The sequence below is a fragment of the Gracilibacillus alcaliphilus genome (assembly GCF_016909015.1).
GTDB classification, from domain to species: Bacteria; Bacillota; Bacilli; order Bacillales; family Amphibacillaceae; genus Gracilibacillus; species Gracilibacillus alcaliphilus.
In genome coordinates this window covers 59,261-77,943 of the sequence record NZ_JAFBFA010000016.1, presented here as the reverse complement: position 1 = coordinate 77,943, position 18,683 = coordinate 59,261, and the positions used below count along the sequence as shown (strand labels likewise).

The 18,683-nt window shown below is 39.6% G+C and carries 20 protein-coding genes; 7 read left to right on the top strand and 13 right to left on the bottom strand.

Annotation, left to right across the window (positions count from 1 at the left end):
• Nucleotides 1-26: 26 nt before the first annotated feature.
• Genes JOD18_RS12980 through JOD18_RS12965 form a run of 4 tightly spaced genes read right to left on the bottom strand, consistent with a single transcriptional unit; the run spans nucleotide 27 to nucleotide 2,485 of the window.
• On the bottom strand, nucleotides 27-548 hold the full coding sequence (locus JOD18_RS12980; RefSeq protein ID WP_204669465.1) for a GNAT family N-acetyltransferase: 522 nt from the start codon (nucleotides 546-548) through the stop codon (nucleotides 27-29).
• 41 nt (nucleotides 549-589) lie between these two features.
• Nucleotides 590-1,033, bottom strand: a complete 444-nt coding sequence (locus JOD18_RS12975) for a GNAT family N-acetyltransferase (RefSeq protein WP_204669464.1) — start codon at nucleotides 1,031-1,033, stop codon at nucleotides 590-592.
• A 33-nt stretch (nucleotides 1,034-1,066) separates the two neighbouring features.
• Complete coding sequence (locus JOD18_RS12970; RefSeq protein ID WP_204669463.1) at nucleotides 1,067-1,597, bottom strand: DinB family protein; 531 nt, start codon at nucleotides 1,595-1,597, stop codon at nucleotides 1,067-1,069.
• 24 nt (nucleotides 1,598-1,621) lie between these two features.
• Nucleotides 1,622-2,485 carry a LysR family transcriptional regulator gene (locus tag JOD18_RS12965; RefSeq protein WP_204669462.1) on the bottom strand — a complete coding sequence of 288 codons (864 nt, stop codon included), beginning with the start codon at nucleotides 2,483-2,485 and terminating at the stop codon, nucleotides 1,622-1,624.
• Between the two features lie 130 nt (nucleotides 2,486-2,615).
• Here JOD18_RS12965 and JOD18_RS12960 point away from each other — a divergent pair, with 130 nt between their 5' ends.
• Nucleotides 2,616-3,191, top strand: a complete 576-nt coding sequence (locus tag JOD18_RS12960; protein WP_204669461.1) for an NAD(P)H oxidoreductase — start codon at nucleotides 2,616-2,618, stop codon at nucleotides 3,189-3,191.
• Between the two features lie 234 nt (nucleotides 3,192-3,425).
• On the opposite strand, the gene JOD18_RS12955 is transcribed toward JOD18_RS12960, so the two are convergent.
• Together JOD18_RS12955 and JOD18_RS24615 are read right to left on the bottom strand one after the other, a co-directional pair.
• Nucleotides 3,426-4,373: an alpha/beta hydrolase gene (locus JOD18_RS12955; protein ID WP_204669460.1), complete on the bottom strand. Its 948-nt coding sequence runs from the start codon at nucleotides 4,371-4,373 to the stop codon at nucleotides 3,426-3,428.
• A 298-nt stretch (nucleotides 4,374-4,671) separates the two neighbouring features.
• Nucleotides 4,672-4,800 (bottom strand): hypothetical protein, encoded by a 129-nt coding sequence (locus JOD18_RS24615; protein ID WP_275583010.1) that lies wholly within the window; start codon nucleotides 4,798-4,800, stop codon nucleotides 4,672-4,674.
• 241 nt (nucleotides 4,801-5,041) lie between these two features.
• Here JOD18_RS24615 and JOD18_RS12950 point away from each other — a divergent pair, with 241 nt between their 5' ends.
• Nucleotides 5,042-5,767 (top strand): alpha/beta fold hydrolase, encoded by a 726-nt coding sequence (locus JOD18_RS12950; RefSeq protein WP_204669459.1) that lies wholly within the window; start codon nucleotides 5,042-5,044, stop codon nucleotides 5,765-5,767.
• Nucleotides 5,768-5,918: 151 nt separating this feature from the next.
• Here JOD18_RS12950 and JOD18_RS12945 read toward each other — a convergent pair whose 3' ends face one another.
• From JOD18_RS12945 to JOD18_RS12925, 5 genes are all read right to left on the bottom strand, one after another.
• A complete protein-coding gene (locus JOD18_RS12945) occupies nucleotides 5,919-6,569 on the bottom strand; it encodes a hypothetical protein (RefSeq protein ID WP_204669458.1) in 651 nt (216 codons plus the stop codon).
• Nucleotides 6,570-7,036: 467 nt separating this feature from the next.
• Nucleotides 7,037-7,870: a 23S ribosomal RNA methyltransferase Erm gene (erm, locus tag JOD18_RS12940; RefSeq protein ID WP_204669482.1), complete on the bottom strand. Its 834-nt coding sequence runs from the start codon at nucleotides 7,868-7,870 to the stop codon at nucleotides 7,037-7,039.
• Between the two features lie 476 nt (nucleotides 7,871-8,346).
• A complete protein-coding gene (locus tag JOD18_RS12935) occupies nucleotides 8,347-9,363 on the bottom strand; it encodes an FAD-dependent oxidoreductase (protein WP_204669481.1) in 1,017 nt (338 codons plus the stop codon).
• 17 nt (nucleotides 9,364-9,380) lie between these two features.
• The gene (locus tag JOD18_RS12930; RefSeq protein WP_204669457.1) at nucleotides 9,381-10,403 is read right to left on the bottom strand and encodes a FecCD family ABC transporter permease; all 1,023 of its coding nucleotides are present in this window, start codon (nucleotides 10,401-10,403) and stop codon (nucleotides 9,381-9,383) included.
• Nucleotides 10,400-11,416 (bottom strand): FecCD family ABC transporter permease, encoded by a 1,017-nt coding sequence (locus JOD18_RS12925; protein WP_204669456.1) that lies wholly within the window; start codon nucleotides 11,414-11,416, stop codon nucleotides 10,400-10,402. Before JOD18_RS12925 ends, JOD18_RS12930 begins: the two co-directional genes overlap by 4 nt.
• A gap of 174 nt (nucleotides 11,417-11,590) precedes the next feature.
• Here JOD18_RS12925 and JOD18_RS12920 point away from each other — a divergent pair, with 174 nt between their 5' ends.
• The 3 genes from JOD18_RS12920 (at nucleotide 11,591) to JOD18_RS12910 (ending at nucleotide 15,068) form a co-directional block, all read left to right on the top strand.
• Nucleotides 11,591-12,565: an iron-hydroxamate ABC transporter substrate-binding protein gene (locus JOD18_RS12920; protein ID WP_204669455.1), complete on the top strand. Its 975-nt coding sequence runs from the start codon at nucleotides 11,591-11,593 to the stop codon at nucleotides 12,563-12,565.
• Between the two features lie 196 nt (nucleotides 12,566-12,761).
• Nucleotides 12,762-13,604, top strand: coding sequence for an ABC transporter ATP-binding protein (locus JOD18_RS12915; RefSeq protein ID WP_204669454.1), 843 nt, complete (start codon nucleotides 12,762-12,764; stop codon nucleotides 13,602-13,604).
• A 279-nt stretch (nucleotides 13,605-13,883) separates the two neighbouring features.
• Complete coding sequence (locus tag JOD18_RS12910) at nucleotides 13,884-15,068, top strand: MalY/PatB family protein (RefSeq protein ID WP_204669453.1); 1,185 nt, start codon at nucleotides 13,884-13,886, stop codon at nucleotides 15,066-15,068.
• Nucleotides 15,069-15,230: 162 nt separating this feature from the next.
• Here JOD18_RS12910 and JOD18_RS12905 read toward each other — a convergent pair whose 3' ends face one another.
• Together JOD18_RS12905 and JOD18_RS24610 are read right to left on the bottom strand one after the other, a co-directional pair.
• The gene (locus JOD18_RS12905) at nucleotides 15,231-16,337 is read right to left on the bottom strand and encodes a GntR family transcriptional regulator (RefSeq protein ID WP_204669452.1); all 1,107 of its coding nucleotides are present in this window, start codon (nucleotides 16,335-16,337) and stop codon (nucleotides 15,231-15,233) included.
• Nucleotides 16,338-16,481: 144 nt separating this feature from the next.
• Entirely contained in the window at nucleotides 16,482-16,607 is a 126-nt protein-coding gene (locus tag JOD18_RS24610) for a hypothetical protein (RefSeq protein WP_275583009.1), read from the bottom strand.
• A 177-nt stretch (nucleotides 16,608-16,784) separates the two neighbouring features.
• On the opposite strand from JOD18_RS24610, the gene JOD18_RS12900 reads away from it, so the two are divergent.
• A complete protein-coding gene (locus JOD18_RS12900; protein ID WP_239588110.1) occupies nucleotides 16,785-17,747 on the top strand; it encodes an ABC transporter permease in 963 nt (320 codons plus the stop codon).
• 16 nt (nucleotides 17,748-17,763) lie between these two features.
• Nucleotides 17,764-18,654, top strand: coding sequence for a carbohydrate ABC transporter permease (locus JOD18_RS12895; protein ID WP_204669451.1), 891 nt, complete (start codon nucleotides 17,764-17,766; stop codon nucleotides 18,652-18,654).
• Nucleotides 18,655-18,683: the final 29 nt, after the last annotated feature.

Sequence of the window (18,683 nt, the reverse complement as noted above, 5' to 3'; positions counted from 1 at the left end):
GACGCTAGCCTTTTGATCTGTCTCGCTTATTTCTCGCACAAAAATTCTTCTCGCAAAATAGCATAATAATATTCATCCCACCACTCATCGCCATGAGGAATGCATTGCTTAAAAAATCCCTCTCGCCTCATGCCGATCTTCTCCATCACTCGATAAGATGGTTTATTTTCAGGCTGGCAGGTTGCAATAATTCGATGTAAGTTCAATTGGATAAAGCCATATCCCAGTACACCTTTAGCCGCTTCTGCAGCATACCCCTTTCCATGGTACATAGAATTAAATACCCAGCCAATCTCATACGTATGACTGCCAAAGTATGGATGAAAAACTATATGGCCCATTACTGCATTAGTGTCAATTGCTGTTACGGCAAAATGCTTTGCTTTAGCTCCTCTATTATTAACAACAAATTGTTGTGCGTCCTTCTTTGAAAATATCCCTTCTGGTATATACTTCATTACCTTTGGGTCAGATGTATATTGATACACAGCTTCCCAATCTGTTTTTTCAAATTCGCGTATTTGTAATCTATTGGTTTTGATACGCATAAGGCTTCTCCTTTACACATGATAAATGAACATACTTCACATTACACTTCACTATTTGACACAGCAAATGTCTTTTTAAAATAAGTGGCTGATTTTTCATATCCTATTGCTTGATAAAAGTCTGCCGCTCTCCTTGTTGCAAGAGCCATAAGCTTTGAGCCACGTTCCTTGGCTGCCTCTTCTATTTCCTGCATCAACCGTTTTCCGACAGCTTTCCCTCTGCATTCCTCTGTCACATACAGCTCCTCCACCCAGCTTACTGTTCCATTCGCATAGAACGCCGGGTGATGAAAGGCCAGCACATAGCCGACAAGCTGTTGTTGCTGTTCCGCAACGATAATATCAACATCACGGTTTTGCAGCAGACTTGGTAAAACCTTGGCAAAATCCTTTTGGTTCACTGTAAAACTCGTAGCGAGCTGCTTAGCTAGGTGAAATAGTTCATTTTCATCCTGCATAGTCGCTTTTCGATAACGGATGGTCATGGATAAGTCTCCTTTCTGGCAATCTATCCTATGCTATTTCTTAGTAGATGCATATTCAAAACGGGCATAACCTATTTCTGCGGCATTTTTCATTAATTCAAGATTGAGCCAGGATGCTAACTGATGGAATGCCACTTCATTGTTGAATGGAAATTTACTGTATGCTTTGCTGTAGAGTTCCTCTTCCGTTACACCGGCAAGGATCTGCTCCCATTTTTCTATCAAGGTATGGATAGCTGTCTTCACTGACTCCACTTGTTCATGAACCTTGATATCCTCTTGTGTCAGCGTACCTTCTCCAAAGGAGTGATCCAAAACCATCTCCCACCAGAAGGTAATATGCCATAATGTCCACGCAATACTGGGCGTTCCAATTTCATAGGCTTCTGATTCAGGCAGTTTGGCAAACCACTTCCCCCCTTCCTCTTGGATATAAAGTCCGGCATTTGGCGAACGCCAGCTGTATTCTTCTTGTTCCAGCGAGGTAAGGTGATATTCCAGCAGTTGCTTAGAGATACTAAATTGAAAGGTAATATTTTCCAAAAGAGCCGTTTTTTCATTCATGATACATTCTCCTTTTTTAACGAATTAGGTGCCTGTATGTTCATCCAACACATCAAAAAACGCTTGCAAGTTATTTGATAGCCATTTCCCTTTATAACAGACAGTATAAATCGAAAGGTCTTTGTTCATCTTAGGAAGCTCTACTTCCTCCAGTTCTCCCCTGTGAATGTCATCCACTACCGTAAAATAAGGAAGCATCGCTAGCCCTAAACCACAGAGCACACATTTCTTTATTGCTTCCACACTTGGCAGTTCTATTTTAGACATAGAGGCTGGTTCTTTTAGTTTAAGATAGTCTTCGATCATAGGTCTCCAACTGCAGCTGTACTCCGTTAGGAACATGGTTTCTGGAATGGTATGATTGATTTTATCTACGGCACGTATATAGGAAAGCCTCTCTTCTTTTACTTTTTTAATCGTCAACTCTTTAGGATTCCAGCCCTCCTTTTCCACTAAAATGGCGACATCGATATCTCCCTTTTTTAATTGAGATGATAATTGCTTATAATCAATTGCCTTCATTTTCAAATCCACTTTAGCATACTTCTCTCTAAAGGATTTCAAGATATCGGGAAGCCAGTAAATCATGATCGATTCGCTGGCACCAATCGTTAATTCCCCTGCCGGCTCACCTGTCTCTTGAATAACGTCCTTTGACTTAGAATAGAGGTTAATAATTTCTATAGCATATGGGAGAAATCGCTTCCCCACTTGCGTCAGAACCACTCGCTTGCCTAAACGGTCAAACAGCGGATGGCCTAACTCGTTTTCTAATTCTTTGATATGAGAAGTGACCGATGATTGGGCATAACCTAACTCATCTGCAGCCTTCTTAAACCCTCCCGTCTCTACAATGGTTTTAAACGTAATAAGATGTCTCAGTTCCATTCATTTCCACCTATCATTTTTAGTGATCATTTCTATTTGAATTATTCATTTTACTGAACTCATATCCTATTATACACTTTATCTATCACAAATCCAGATTGAACTGGAGGATCAGAGAGGACAGTGACACATGAAAGTATTAACAGTAATCACACATCCAAGGGAAGATTCCTTAACTTTTCAAGTGGCTGGCAAATTTATCGAGGGACTGAAACAAGCAGGTCATGAAGTGGAGACATTGGATTTATACCGCAGCGGCTTTGATCCTGTGTTAATGGAGGAAGACGAACCTGATTGGGCTTCCAGCAGCCAACACTTTTCAACCAAGGTCGATATCGAGATGAAACGTATGGAGAATGCGGAAGCGTTAGCCTTTATCTTTCCACTTTGGTGGTGGAGTATGCCGGCTATGATGAAGGGCTATATTGACCGGGTGTGGAACTACGGCTTTGCCTATGGGCCAAATAAGCTGCAACATCAATATGTATTATGGCTCAGTTTGGCTGGAGCGCCTATTGAACGCTTTGAAAAGAGGAAATATGATCAAATGATGGATCATTACTTTAATATCGGGCTGGCTGATTATTGCGGAATCCCACATTCACAATTTGAACTGCTGTATGAAACAATTGATGTACAGCCAGGCTATGTAGAGAATTGGATGAGAAAGGCTTATCAACTTGGTTTGCATTATGCGAAGCATTGAGATACATAAAAGTAAAGCCTCTATCAGGAGTGCTTTACTTTTTTTCTTACTAGAATTTAGAAATGGACAACCATCGTTCTGAATCATCTTCATCGTAGTTTTTTATTGATATTCCGTTAACATGGTGTACGCCTCATTTCAAATCAAAAGATTGGTGCTGCATGATCTAGTTTCTTGGTTTACAACTATTTGTCAGCCTGTCCTCGCAGATGGTTATAAATCATCCATCATTTACTACAGTTCTTTATCCAAAAATGCCTTGATACGATTCTCATATTCCCTCGTTACATTATCAAATGCTTTCGTATGTCCAGCGTCTGGAACAATCCATAATTCCTTTTCTCCGCCTGCTGCTTCATATAGTTCACGACCCATAGCAGTCGGAACCAGATCGTCATCCTCCCCGTGTATAATGAGCAATGGAAGCGTATTTTCTTGCACTTGTTTGACAACGGAGGCTTCTTCAAAGGTATACCCTGCTCTGATCTTTGTAATCACACTTGTTACATTTAATAGTGGAAAAGACGGCAGATTATAAATGTTTTTCAATTGATGTTGGAGCTCCGCCTTCACTGAACTATAGCCGCTATCGGCAATAATGCCTTTGACTTCACTCGGGAGATTTTCTCCACTGGCCATCAGAACCGTTGCGGCCCCCATCGAATTACCATGCAATATGATATCTGCCGCTCCACGTTCTTGGATTAAAAACTGGATCCAATTCAAATAATCATGCCTTTCATGCCAGCCATAACCAATGTAATCCCCCTCGCTCTCACCATGTCCGCGGGCATCTGGCAGCAAGATGTCGAAGCCTTCTTGATAATAAAGCCTTGCTAATTTCCCCATATCATCTCCGGTATTCCGAAACCCATGTGCCAATATCACTGCTTTGCCTGCCTCTTGCTCATTTTGGATATATTTTGCATGTAGTCTCAGGCTATCAGATGAAGTTATTTCTAAAATGTCAGGTTGCTGCTCATCATACCATGCATTTGCTTCCGCTAGGAGAAGCTGGTCTTCTTCATCCGCTACCGCATTGACTGCTTCTGCCTCTTGGTGAATTTCAATGTCTGTCCCTCGCTTTACACCTTGGTCATAAAAATAATTCCCTGCAACCACAAGTCCTATAAGTAAGATTCCTATAATACTTCCTAGCGCAATCCATATTTTCCTTTTCAAATTCCTTCTCCTATTCTATCCTCTTCATCACGGATCATTGTGTGTAAAATATGTAGTTCTTCCTCTCTTATTATATCATGCAGAAAGATTACAAAAAATAAGTATCCCTCCAACAAAATTGATGGATACTTTTTTTAGTAAGAACGACCCCGTTTCTTATATGATTAATCATTTTCCATTTATACATTGCCCCTTGGTTACTTCCAAATACGTTTATCTCAAGATTGTATTATTCTGCGATTAATGTGGCTGTCATATCGTCATGATCTTCTCCACATGTAATCGTACATCTAATATATTATTCACCTGGTTCTAATTCAGCTGTGCTTTCCCCATCACTATCAATCGCCATATCTATACCTTCTACTTCGATACCATGCATATCTTCTTCACTCGTAACTTCAGCTGCCGGTACGGTATGGTACACTTTTCTTGAGCAAACTCCCAATTAGTGGCTGTAATGGCTACATCTGCACTTGTTGTTTCTTCATTGTTCTCAGCACTATTGTTATTGCCTTCATCGGCACTGTCGCCACGGGCGGCCAACAATAACATAAAGTATCAACAGTTTCCTGCTTTCTTTGCTTTTATCTATAAATTAGATTAGATAAAAATGTTTTGCAATATAAATGTTATAATGGGAGAGCTACAATGAAAGGGACTTTTCTATGAAAATTTTTAAAAGAACCATGTTAATTGCTGGAGGATTAGTCGCTCTAGCAGCTATATGTTTTCTTATCTGGTCACAAATCACATATAAGCCTACCAATGAACTTAAAGAGCTTGTTGATCTTTCAGAGGTAATTGATAATAAGGAAGGCTCTATTTATGTTTTCACACCAGAAGAACAATCCGAAGTTGGAATTATTCTATATCCTGGTGCTAAAGTAGAAGCACTGGCATATAGCTATCTCGCTGAACAACTAGCAGACGAGGGCTATAACGTGTTCATTCCATCGATGCCATTAAATTTTGCTGTATTCGGGATTAATAGAGCGGATGATGTTATGCAACTTGATGAATCAATTACCACTTGGTATATTGGCGGACATTCATTAGGTGGATCTATGGCAGCGGCTTATACAAAAAAACATCCCGACAAAATTGACGGATTATTCTTTCTGGGATCGTATACAAATGATAGCTATAATTTATCAGAGTTAACTACTCCTTCTCTTTCTATCTATGCAGAATTTGATGGATTAAGTACCTTGAATAAGATCGAAAAAAATCGTATCTATAATCCGAAATCAACTAAGTACGTTGAAATTAAAGGTGGAAATCATGCGCAATTTGGTATGTATGGAGCGCAAAAAAACGATTTAGAGGCATCTATATCTACAAAGAAACAGCAAGATTTGACTATTAAAGAAATCATTAATTGGCTGGAGTAGTTACGATTTTTAATTTTGCTAAATGGAACATGTGAAAATAGCACACTTTTTATTTGTGAAGAGCTGTTACTACCTTCCTTTTTTAAAAATGTGTCCATTAATTTAACCCTATGTTTATTAAATAGACTTTAGTAATGCCGTCTATATTGATTTAAGTTTTCCTCTGAAAGTAAGCTGTTCCAAGTAATGAAATGATTAATATCAGCTCAAAAAGATTGGTAATAGCACCGCTCTTTATAGGCCACTGAATAGCACTTCCAATTATCATTAATAAAGAGCCAATAAAAAACCAAGCCCATTTCTGTTTAGTCCATATGAGGATAGAAGCTACAACTAATACGAGCGAGACAATCAATATCATGAATGGGGGATTGCTTGAAGGCTCCAAGCTCCTATAACTTAGCACTCCAAATTCCCATTTTGCTTCGATGTTAAGATTAAATACTTCAGTATATAATTCCAAAAGCACGAGTAATGCAGTTAAGCCTATAGCGGAAATTCGGATAGAAGTCTTTCTTGCCCATTGCAAGCTCGCTTGCTCAAGTGTCTTCCAAGCGAATAGTACAAGAAAAGGCGTAAAGAAAGCATGTATCCAATACCTTGCAATATTTAAATTTTCTAATAAATCCCCTTCATCAATGAAGCGACCTATAGTAAGAATGGTATTATCATAGAACAGACCTGCGATAACAGGTATTAAGTATACGGTGCTTCGAACATAATGTTTCTTTAATAAACTTATAGCTAATAGGAATAATATGAAATAAACGAACGAAAAAATAGTAAAGAAAATAGCGTCCATTAGATTCTCCTTTTGCTCCAAATTTTTATATCCGTCCTAGTTATATGCACGATATTCCTTCACAGCAAACAACTTAACGCATGTATTTTAATAGTATACGTACAACTGATTAAAAAATTCTTTTATTACCATCTATATTTTCTTGCTTTTGTTTAGGTGTTGAACTATTGTGATATGTATTATTTTATCTATATGGAAACTGGCAATAAAAGAACAGAAAAAACTACCTTTATACTTATTAAATCCAAGTATAAAAGTAGTTTAAAGATACTAGAATGCGCTCTATTATTTCCCGCTTATTGTTAAATGAACTCTCATCACTTGTCAAATTCTATCCATTTTCTATATAAGGATCAAAAACCAATTGAAATTATTAACTTCATTTTACTCTTAATTCTAATTATATAATAAAAATGTTCACACAGCTCTTAAATCAGACTTTATGATGATGAAAACCAATCATATTTTTACCTTTTCTTACCGCTCATATACCCAGGAGCATGGTTCACAATTGTCTCAAACACTGCTCCCCACTGTTTTTCCGAAAGATAGCCAATTGGAAACTCATGATTTACCCCCAATTTCTTTCGCAAAATTTTTACCTGCTTATGCGTTAAAATACTGGAAAGTGCTATCCCTATGGGCATATCCGGCTGCCTTAATAAGGGTTTGACGATCTTTCTAAACAAATTAGCCTCTCGATAAGCAATACACGGCTGCTTTTTCCTTGTGATAATCACTAATGCGGAATCAACCTTTGGCGGCGGAGAGAAATTAGTTTTCGCTATATGTCTGACAATCCTAATATCAAAATACATCCGCCACAGTAATACATAGATATCTTTTATACGCCCTGATGTAAACCGTTTGGCAGCCCCTTTCTCCATCACAATCAGACCTCGAGACATATTCTGATTAGGATTATCAAGCAGCTTTTTCATCATTGGCGTGGTGATTGCGTATGGAATATTCGATACCACTACAAACTCGCTTCTCGGTAGGGTGAATTGCAAAATATCCTGATTAATGATTTTCACATGGTTGTGATCAGCAAACCTTCTGTCTAATGCCGCTAAGAATTTTTGATCTATTTCAACTGCCAGCACTTGGCGTGCTCTCTGGGCTAGGACCTCTGTCATCACACCTTTACCAGCGCCAAAATCAATCACTGTTTCATCTTGCTGTATTTCAGCCTGCTTCACGATATCATGTATAATCCCTTTATTATGCAGTAAATGCTGTCCAGTAAAATTGGGAGGCTCACCTCTTCGAATATTACCATCTTTGCCTCCCTTGCTCATATTTCTGTTTGTCCACTTATTCTTATTTCGTTTTCTCATTCTCTTCTCTCCTTTTTTCTAAATCAATCTACAGTTCTAACTCTGTACGTGATCAGAAAAAAGGGATTTGCGGATGCATAAATCTTTGCAAAAAATGGAACACAAAAAAGAGAAAGGCAGAAAATCCACCTTTCCCTTTCAAGTGTACCGAAGAGAGATATTATAAAAATGGATAAACGTATCCCGTGTAACTCTGATCACTACAGAGTCTTATGAACTATTCTGTTACCAGTTCAAAACACGGATAATTACGATCATTTAGTATAATCCCTCCTTAAGTTAATATGTGTATTATGACAAATAATGCGACCAATTGCAACCCTTAGAAAGACTGCCAACAAGGTGGCAGTGTCTCCTAACGCTTTAATATAGAGCACAGTCTCAAATGGAATTTTTTCATTTTTGTCTGTTTTCATAACAAAACACTTCTCCGGATATTAGTCTTCTTCCGTAAACGCTGCATAATTCGTCGAGAATAAATGTTTTACAGGATCCTTTGGATCTGCGATTTTCTTCGCATGATTGACAGCAATGGGTCCTTCATTAAAAGCACCGGCAATTAACCCCAGTTTATTCGGATAATGAGCGATATCACCAATGGCAAATACACCTTCCATCGATGTCTGCATACGGGAATCGACCGCAATCATCCCATCTATCATGTCCAATCCCCATGAAGTAATTGGTTCTAAATTAATTTGGAAACCGTGATTAACAACTAACCGGTCTATAGGCAATTCGATATCACCATCGTCCCCTTCTGTATGCCGCAGTGTTACCTTTTCTATTTGCCCGTCTATGCCATGCAATGCCTTGATTTCATATGGCGTCATCACATTGACACGGGAATTCTTCAGTTTGGTAACACTGCTTTCCAACCCTTTAAACTGATCCCGGCGGTGAATCAAGGTTACATGTTTGGCAATGCCTTCAAGTTCCAAAGCCCAATCCACAGCACTATTGCCGCCGCCGGAAATCAAGACATGTTTATCCTGATAATCCGCCAGTTTCCTTACTGTATAGTGCAAACTTTTTTCTTCATAATCTATCGCTTCTGGATGGTCTAATTTTATCGAATGCAAGATCCCAAATCCGGTGGCCAGCAGCACTGTCTTGGAATAATGCACCTGTCCATTACTGCTCATCAGCTGAAAATTGCCGTCAGCCCTCTTCTGCATACCTACCACGCGTTCTCCAAGAACAATAGTGGGATCAAATGTCATTGCTTGCTGTACTAATTGATCGGTTACTTCTTCCCCAGTTGCTTGTACAATACCACCGATATCACGAATAACCTTTTCTGGATAAAAATACGGCACTTTTCCGCCAAGATAGGGGAGATATTCAATAATCTTTGTTTTCATCTCTCTCATTCCACTGTAAAAGGCAGCAAATAACCCTGCTGGGCCGCCGCCAATTATCGTTACATCATATATCTCTTCTTGCATTGCTATCGAATCCCTTCATGGTTTTAATTGGTCTTCATCAACAAATAAACAAAATAAGGTGTGCTGACAATCGATACAACAATCCCTACAGGTATGGTTGTCGGTGCTAGTAAATTACTTCCGATCATATCAGCCACCATTAAGATAAATGCCCCTAACAAGGCAGAAATCGGAATGACATAATGATGCAAAGGTCCGACCAGCTTACGAACAATATGAGGGACAACAAGTCCCAGAAAGGCAATAGCTCCTCCCGCTGCCACGGACGCTCCCGCTAAGGCAACTGCAATAAATAATAAGACGCCCCGTTCCCGCTCCACATATGTACCCAGCCCGGAAGCCACATCATCACCTAAATGGAAGACATTTAAATTTCTTGCTTTCTTTATAGCAATAGGGATCAAAATAAACATCCACGGCAACAAAGCAAGGACAAAGTTCCAATTGGCACTCCAGATCTCACCGGAAAGCCAAATCGTTACCTGACGATAATTTTGCGGATCCATTCGCAGTTGTAAAATGGTCAAAAGCGCGCCAAATGCTGCATTCACCCCAATTCCGACTAAGACAAGCCGAATCGGAGAGACACCTTTTTTCCAAGCGATAGTGTATATCAAAATAGCTGCTGTAAACGCACCAATTAAAGCAACAAAAGGAAGCATATAGGTGTTTAATGCACTGGTTGCTGGAATGACACCCTGAAAGAAATAAATAAATAGAACAATCGCAAACCCTGCTCCAGAATTTATCCCCAAAATTCCGGGGTCAGCAAGACCATTTTGGGTGATTCCCTGCATAATCGTCCCAGAAACGGCTAAACCAGCTCCAATTAACAATGCCAAAATAATTCCTGGCAGCCGAAACTTAAATAGTACCAGTTCCTGCTTGTCTGTTCCTTGCCCCATCAGCGTTTGTATCACTTCTTTTGGGGAGATGGAAATCGCTCCTAAATGCAGACTGATAAAGGAAAAAACAATAATTCCAACTAATAATATGCCGATAATGATCCAAAACCGGCGACGTTTTTGTTTTTCTAGTGTATTCATTTTTTCTCACCCCCGCTGCCTCTTGCCAAGTAGAGGAAGAATGGAACACCAATAATGGACGTAATCGCTCCTACCGGCGTTTCGAAAGGGGCATTAATCATTCGCGCCACAATATCTGCATTCACAAGTAATAAAGCACCGAACACCGCCGAGGTTGGAATAATCCAGCGGTAATCTGTTCCGATAATAAACCGGGCAATATGCGGAATTATCAAGCCGACAAACCCTACAGAACCCGCTACAGAAACAGCCGCTCCAGTTAAGATTAAGACCACAATAATTCCTGTCACTTTAATAAATGTATTATTTTGTCCTAGTCCAGTCGATAAGTCATCTCCTAAACTAAGGACAGTAACTGATTTGGCAATTGACAATGCCAGAACCATACCAATTATCCCGACAAAAAAGAGCAGACTTACAGCATGCCAGCCGATACTATCCAATCCGCCAGCAAGCCAAAAGCCGATATCTTTCTCCAACTGAAAATGAAGCGAAAGGATAGAGGAAACAGAACGTAACAGCGTACCAATCGCAACACCTGCCAAAGCCAGCTTCACCGGCGTTAACCCGCTGCTTGAAAAGGAACCTACTAAAAATACTAAAGTTACTGCTATCCCTGCACCGATAAAAGAAGCAAGCATGGAACCCGTATTAGAAACTGCCGGATAAAAAGCCAGCATAATTACCAGCATAAAAGCCGCACCATCTGTTACTCCCATTATGGATGGCGATGCTAGCGGATTACGTGTCATACCCTGCATCACTGCTCCAGACACAGCTAAAAACGCCCCCACCAACACAGCAGCTAAGGCTCGCGGTATACGCAGCTCCCAAATAACCTGATGCGCCTGTTCCCCATCACTAAATTGAAAAACAGCCTGCCAAACCGTTTGTAAATCAATCGTTGTGGCACCATAAGAAATAGATACGCCAATCGAAAGAATAACAAGACAAATACCGATACTATTAATAAATGCTTTCGTTAATTGAGAAGATCGTGTAAACAATTTCATTTATCTATATACTCCTATAGTTTCTTCATGGAATATGGTTTTACCATAGATCACTTTCTCAGCTTAATACAGGATACACACTTCTGTATTCATATAAAATGGGTTGACTTTACAAATGAAAGTGATTATCATTATCGTTAGATGTTCATTATAACATATTAAGGGGATAAAGAAATGAATAAATTAGTACAAAAGAAATATTTATTGTTGTTCATACTTACTAGCTTGTTGCTTCTCGCCGCATGTGGTAATAATGACAGTGAGTCTGATGATTCAAATACATCTGACGATTCCAACGAGGCTACTACCGAAGAAACTACGGATATTACCGTTGATTCGGATATGGGAGAAGTTACCGTACCTGCCAACCCAGAAAAAGTCCTTGCTTCCTATAATGAAGATACATTGATTGCACTAGGTGTAAAACCTGTTGCAAAATGGGCTATTGGCGAAAGCATCCAAGACTATTTAGAAGCTGATCTAGCAGATGTAGACACGATAGAGTGGACATTGCCGTTGGAAGAAGTTCTTAGTATCGAGCCTGATCTTATTATTTTGGATCATGTCTTGGATAATTATGAAGGTTCTTATGAAGATTACGCCGCCATAGCACCAACATATGTATTATCTGAAGAAGAAGAAAACGATTGGAAAGTTCGCTTACAGAAGTTTGGAGAACTGTTAGGAAAAGAGGAAGAAGCAGAACAAACATTAGCAGACTATGATAAAAAAGTATCGGCAGCCAAAGAAGAGCTGGATGAATTATTAGGCGACGAATCTGTTGCCATGATGTGGGTGGTAGGTGGAAAATACTTCCTGTTTGAGGAGAACCGTCACTCCGCCAACATGATTTACAATGAATTAGATGTAGAAGTTCCTGGTCTTGTCCAAGAACTAGGACAAGGAGAAGAGGCTTGGAACCCTATTGCATTAGAAAAACTTTCAGAAATCGATGCAGATCATATGATTATCCTAGGCTATGAAAACGATGAAGGTATTGAGGCATTGAAAGACAGCAGTGTCTGGAATAACACAGACGTCGTTAAAAACGACCATGTATATTATATTGAAGATGAAAGTAACTGGACTAACAGCGGCCTAGTTGCTTCTGAACAAACGATTGATATGTTTCTTGAGTTATTTAAATAAAGTGATCATAGCACACAGCTCGGATGAATCGTGACGGTCATCCGAGTTTTTTGATCCTTCCTTCTCGCCTCCGCTCCTTTACCTTAATCAGATTGTCACCTAATTGAAAATTATTATCATTGACTATTAGACTTGGAGGCAATAAAATGAAAGTAATAGCTAATACGCACATTTTTAGGTCAGGGAGGCTTTTCCATTGAATTCATTAACGGCAAGTAACTTAACACTTGGATTTGGAGACCGGATTATTATAGAAGAATTGGATATTTCTATTCCCAAAGGGGAGATCACTGTATTTATCGGCCCAAACGGCTGTGGAAAATCCACATTATTACGTTCTTTGGCACGTTTATTAAAGCCGAAGCAAGGAACCGTGATACTAAACGGCCATAATATTGCCAAAATGCGGACAAGAGAAGTCGCGCAAAATCTTGCCATTTTACCTCAATCACCAACTAGTCCTGAAGGATTAACGGTATATGAGCTGGTCAAACAAGGCAGACATCCCTATCGCAAAGTTATGAAACAATGGTCTAAAGAAGATGAAGAAGCCGTACAAAAGGCATTACAAGATACTAATATGGCCGACTTAAAGGATCAGCCTGTTGATTCGCTGTCGGGCGGTCAGCGGCAGCGGGCATGGATTGCATTAACCTTAGCACAAGATACTGACATTATCCTGCTAGATGAGCCGACCACCTATCTGGATTTAACACATCAAATCGATGTGCTGGATCTCCTGTTTGAATTAAACGAAAAGGATGGCCGGACGATTGTCATGGTATTACATGATTTGAACTTAGCAAGCCGCTATGCGCATCATATTATCGCTATTAAGGATAAAAAGGTCTATGCTCAAGGGAAACCTGAAGATACTATTTCATCTGAACTTGTATCTGCTGTATTCCGCATGCGCTGTCAAATCGCATGTGACCCCATCTTTGGTACACCGATGTGCATCCCGCATGGACGAGGAAACTGCCTTATCAAAGAAGCCGTCCAACAAAATGCCATCCCACAAGCGTCAAAAGCACTATAGCTGGAAACAAGCGGAGCCATCCATTACAAAGTATATATCCCACACGCAACTTCTTATAAGTGAAACAAATTAGGAGTTTGCGTGTTTTTTTTTGCATATGCTGACCTTTAAAAACAGGCTATCTCAGAGAAGAAACTGCACAGGGAAGAAACCGTGAATTTTGTCAAATATCGTAATAAAAGCGATATCTAATAAAATAATACCTCAAACAATTGTGCACATTCCAAATTTCCTCTATAGTTAATAGAAAAGAATGACTGAACTTGAGAGGAGATACATATGGATACACAGACTTTTATCGATCAATATTATGTCGAAAGAAAAGATACCGATTCTTTGAAATGGGATTTGCTGGAGGAACGTTTTGGAGACGCGGATCTTCTGCCGATGTGGGTGGCAGATATGGAGTTCAAGGTGCCGGATGGTGTGTTTGAAGCACTCACCGAACGTGTGCAGCATGGTGCCTTTGGTTATTCATTTGTACCGGATTCTTATTATGACACCTATTCTAATTGGATGGAAAAACATTTTAGCTACAAAGTAGAAAAAGAATGGTGCAGACCAGCCACTGGTGTCGTGTCCGCATTATACTGGTTTATGAACTGTTTTACCGAAGCAAAAGATGCCGTCATTATTACACCACCGGTCTACTATCCCTTCTTTAACGTGATCAAAGACCTTGATCGGACACTAGTCACTGTCGATATGACGGATAACGACGGTCATTTTGAGCTGGATTTTGATCAATTTGAACAGGCGATTGCAGCTAATAATGTCCAACTCTTTATCCTCTGTTCCCCACACAATCCTGCTGGGCGCGTCTGGACAGAAGAAGAGTTAGAAAAGATGCTGTCGATCTGTGATCAATATGATGTGCTTGTGATTGCCGATGAAATTCACCAAGACTTTGTATTTGGAAACCATAAACATATGCCTGCACCAATCGTAGCAGGTGGGAAATATACAGACCGGATTATTCTCGTAAATGCCGCTTCTAAATCGTTTAATTTGCCGGGATTGGTCCATGCAAATATCGTGATCGAAAATCCGAAACTGCGCCAAACATTTGATAACTACGCCAATCAACATATCATGAGCGAGAAGAATCTGCTTGGCCATATTGCAACAGAAGCTGCCTATCGAACAGGTGAAGAATGGCTTAACGGCCTTCGGAATGTCATCCAGTCTAATTATGATTTTGTCAAAACAGAACTGACGGCACATATCCCGGAAATCAAGGTATGTGATCTGGAGGGTACTTATTTGCCGCTGGTAGATTTGAAAGGTTTTCTGGATCCAGCAGATGTGAAGGAATTCATTCAAGAAAAATGTAAACTTGCCGTCGACTACGGCGAATGGTTTGGTGAGGCCTACAAAGGCTATATCCGCTTAAATCTTGCTACACACCCTAAGTTTGTCGAAGTAGCGGTCGGGCGTATAACAGCGGCATATAAAGAACTATAAAGCGGGTCAAGGGTTCCGCATGTTATCACGCTGATGCGTAATAAAACGTTTCAAGATGTTAACATCCGGTATCCCCGCTCAGATCTCTTCGGCATGCCGCCAACCCTTGAAGCAGATGCTGACGGACGGTTAACTGGATAGAGACGGAATAGATGGCAGCCATTACGTGCCACGGTTTTTGGTTGTCGTTCCTTCTACCAGTTGGGCCGGTATACGAATATCTTTTTTCATCTCAAAGTTGCCATGATACATGTCAAGCAGGCTGTCTAGGGCTTGCTGGCCAATTTTTTCCTCCTGCTGATGCAAATGGGTGAAGTTCCATTCCAGCGCATTTCTTGGCGGACTATCAAAGCTCATAATCGATATATCTTCAGGTATCCGTAAGTTTAACTGTTCTACCGCTTGCTTTGCCAGTACCGCAATATTATATTCTAAGGCAAACAGAGCCGTAATTTGAGGATACTTCAGTAAATGAGCTTTGATCGTTTCTATATCTTTCGCAGTATCTTTATGTGTCGGGTATGGGCTCTTTATCTCCGCACACCATAACTCGCGATTGACTACCACCTTTTTTTCTACAATAGCCTCCACTACTCCTTTAATCCGATCTTCAATCGCCGTTGTCGAATTATCTTTAGGAATCAGCACCCCAATATGCTCATGACCGAGATCAATTAAATGACGGATCCCTTCTTTGGCTGCCTTCTCATTATCTGTGGATACAGAAGTAGCCGCTAAACCTTTGAAAGATCTGTCAATCAACACAAACGGAAATCGATCAACAATCATTTTGAGGATTTCTCGGCTGTAATGTTCTGCCTTTGCCGGGGATATAATCAGTCCGTCTATCCCATAATCAAGCAGTTCTCTGATCGCCTTATCTTCTCTTTCCGGAATGCTTAAAGAGCGTTTCAAAATAATATGACAAGTGTCTTGGGCGGCATCTTCAATACCTCCAATTAATCGGTTGCCAAAACTGTCGTCAAATGTCGTTACGATTAAACCAAAGAGCGGTTTTTTTGTGCCTTGGTTATTTTTTGTTGTTAAGTTTTCATTTTTTTGATTCGAAACAAAGGTACCTTTGCCTCTTGTTCTATATATAAGCCCTTCGCTTGATAATTTCTCCAGTGCCTTTTTAATAGTAATGTTACTCACATTAAATTGTTTGGATAACTCTTTTTCCGCTGGAATTTGATCTCCTATTTGATATTTTGCTGATATAATATCTTCTCTTAAGGATTTATATATTTGTTCGTATAACGGTTTCATATGCCACCACCTATTCCGAAAACTCCATTCATTTTAAATACTCTGTAACAAATATATGTATTCTTTTAGTATAAGCTGAATCGAATTGCCTAATCAATCAAAAGACTGCTTATTTTGATAATCTTCCCCTTGATCTAACGAAACTTATCTGGAAATCAGTTGTCCCTCCATCTGGTTTCTCGATTCTGTTGGAAACTCATGTTGGACAATCATCACCGTGACATACCAGTTTCTCTCCCCACTCATATGCAGAATGAGACAATTTTTCATTCTTGCCCTCAAAAATTTTTTCTATCCGTTACAATCTAGTAAACCATGATAAATCATATAAAATTATAACACATTATTATTTTTATGTAATAAAATACGTTGACATATAATATTATATTTAATATAATTCATTTGAAAACGCATACAATTTGAATCTTAGGAGGAAGTGAGGATGAGATGAACAATGTAGAGATGGATAAAGACCTTTACACAGATAATTACAGTGTCCAAAATAAGAAAAGCCTTTGGCTGCGCATATGGCAGCACCGCTTATATTATCTGTTTATGCTGCCAGGTATTATTTGGTTTGTCGTGTTCGCCTACATACCAATGTATGGTCTAACCGTTGCATTTAAGGATTTCAGCTTTGTAGGAGGCATTACAGGAAGTGAATGGAGCGGCCTTAAGTATTTCAAGGAGTTCTTTAATTTTTATCAAGCTTGGGATATCATCCGCAACACGTTAATAATCAGTTTAATGAAATTAGTGATAGGCTTCCCCATGCCTATCATCCTAGCTTTACTTCTCAATGAGGTGAAAGTCTTAAAATTTAAAAAAACAGTCCAGACCATATCCTACTTGCCTCACTTTATTTCATGGATTGTTGTAGTTACCATTTTGCAAAGAATGCTCACGCCATATGGCGGTCCCATCAATGAAATTATCGCTTCCCTTGGTTTTAGCAAAATTCAATTCTTAGGAAACTTAGATTATTTTTATCAAATCATTATTCTGTCAGATATTTGGAAAGCGGCTGGTTTCGGAGCGATTATTTATTTAGCTGCCATTTCAGGCGTTGATCAGCAATTATATGAATCCGCCAAAATGGACGGTGCCAACCGTTTTAGACAAGTATGGCATATTACCTTACCTGCCATTCGTCCTGTTATGGTTATTATGTTCCTGTTAGCTTGCGGCGGCATCATGACTGTTGGCTATGAACAGCTGTTACTGTTAAATACACCTGCTACGGCTTCGATTGGTACAGTGCTGGATGTACACGTCATTCAGTCAGGTTTGGAACAAGGCCGAATCAGTTATGCTACTGCAGTTGGGTTATTCCAAAGTATAATTGGTGTGATTTTAATCATTATTGCTAACAGCATCAGTAAAAAAGTAAATGAGACATCACTATGGTAAGGAGGTACTGTACACAATGAGAAAAAAATGGTCATGGTTTTCTATTTTCAACTATACGTTATTGGCGGTTTTTGCATTTAGTACACTTTATCCATTCATCTACATCTTAGCCTATTCCTTAAGTGACGGTGCTGAGGCGATGAAACATCCTATTTATTTTTTGCCGCGCGGCTTTACCTTTGAAAACTATATTCAAATCTTTCAAGATAGTACATTCCTGAATGCCTATGTAATTACCGTATCGCGAACAGTAATTGGTACCAGCTTACACGTATTTTTATCCGCCCTGTTTGCCTATGCGCTGACCAAGAAAGATTTACCCGGAAGATCTTTCTTTACATTCTTTATTTTTATTCCTTCGATTTTTAGCGGCGGAATGATTCCAAACTTTATTTTGTTCCGGGAACTAGGTTTAATTAATAACTTTTGGGTATATGTATTCCCATTTTTGTTTAGCTTTTTCCATATCATTATTATCCGGACATTCTTTGACCAGCTGCCGAAGTCACTGGAGGAATCGGCACAGATTGACGGCGCAAGCAACTTTCGAATTTTTATGTCGATCATCCTGCCGTTATCAAGACCGGTATTGGCAACCATCGCCTTATTCCAAGGGGTGTTCCATTGGAATGATTGGTTTACCGGGGCTTACTTTGTTACCGATGAAGCATTACGGCCAGTGCAGACACTGCTTAATGAATTGTTAACAGAATCCGAAGCATTGGCCAATGCCGCACAAAGATCGTCACAGTCCGGTACCACCGTATCATCTGGACTTATCAATGTCACACCTGAATCATTAAGAATGGCAACATTGATTATCGCTACACTGCCAATCATTTGTATATATCCATTTTTACAAAAGTACTTTGTTAAGGGGGTTATGGTTGGTTCTATTAAAGGCTAGTATGTCTGCTTATCTAATCATTTAAAAAG

What these genes read in the sequence shown, in the direction of transcription:
- JOD18_RS12980 (WP_204669465.1), bottom strand. Translation starts at nt 548, where the DNA reads ATGCGTATCAAAACCAATAGATTACAAATACGCGAATTTGAAAAAACA.
- JOD18_RS12975 (WP_204669464.1), bottom strand. Translation starts at nt 1,033, where the DNA reads ATGACCATCCGTTATCGAAAAGCGACTATGCAGGATGAAAATGAACTA.
- JOD18_RS12970 (WP_204669463.1), bottom strand. Translation starts at nt 1,597, where the DNA reads ATGAATGAAAAAACGGCTCTTTTGGAAAATATTACCTTTCAATTTAGT.
- JOD18_RS12965 (WP_204669462.1), bottom strand. Translation starts at nt 2,485, where the DNA reads ATGGAACTGAGACATCTTATTACGTTTAAAACCATTGTAGAGACGGGA.
- JOD18_RS12960 (WP_204669461.1), top strand. Translation starts at nt 2,616, where the DNA reads ATGAAAGTATTAACAGTAATCACACATCCAAGGGAAGATTCCTTAACT.
- JOD18_RS12950 (WP_204669459.1), top strand. Translation starts at nt 5,042, where the DNA reads ATGAAAATTTTTAAAAGAACCATGTTAATTGCTGGAGGATTAGTCGCT.
- JOD18_RS12945 (WP_204669458.1), bottom strand. Translation starts at nt 6,569, where the DNA reads ATGGACGCTATTTTCTTTACTATTTTTTCGTTCGTTTATTTCATATTA.
- erm (WP_204669482.1), bottom strand. Translation starts at nt 7,870, where the DNA reads ATGAGCAAGGGAGGCAAAGATGGTAATATTCGAAGAGGTGAGCCTCCC.
- JOD18_RS12930 (WP_204669457.1), bottom strand. Translation starts at nt 10,403, where the DNA reads ATGAATACACTAGAAAAACAAAAACGTCGCCGGTTTTGGATCATTATC.
- JOD18_RS12925 (WP_204669456.1), bottom strand. Translation starts at nt 11,416, where the DNA reads ATGAAATTGTTTACACGATCTTCTCAATTAACGAAAGCATTTATTAAT.
- JOD18_RS12920 (WP_204669455.1), top strand. Translation starts at nt 11,591, where the DNA reads ATGAATAAATTAGTACAAAAGAAATATTTATTGTTGTTCATACTTACT.
- JOD18_RS12910 (WP_204669453.1), top strand. Translation starts at nt 13,884, where the DNA reads ATGGATACACAGACTTTTATCGATCAATATTATGTCGAAAGAAAAGAT.
- JOD18_RS12905 (WP_204669452.1), bottom strand. Translation starts at nt 16,337, where the DNA reads ATGAAACCGTTATACGAACAAATATATAAATCCTTAAGAGAAGATATT.
- JOD18_RS24610 (WP_275583009.1), bottom strand. Translation starts at nt 16,607, where the DNA reads ATGAAAAATTGTCTCATTCTGCATATGAGTGGGGAGAGAAACTGGTAT.
- JOD18_RS12900 (WP_239588110.1), top strand. Translation starts at nt 16,785, where the DNA reads ATGAACAATGTAGAGATGGATAAAGACCTTTACACAGATAATTACAGT.
- JOD18_RS12895 (WP_204669451.1), top strand. Translation starts at nt 17,764, where the DNA reads ATGAGAAAAAAATGGTCATGGTTTTCTATTTTCAACTATACGTTATTG.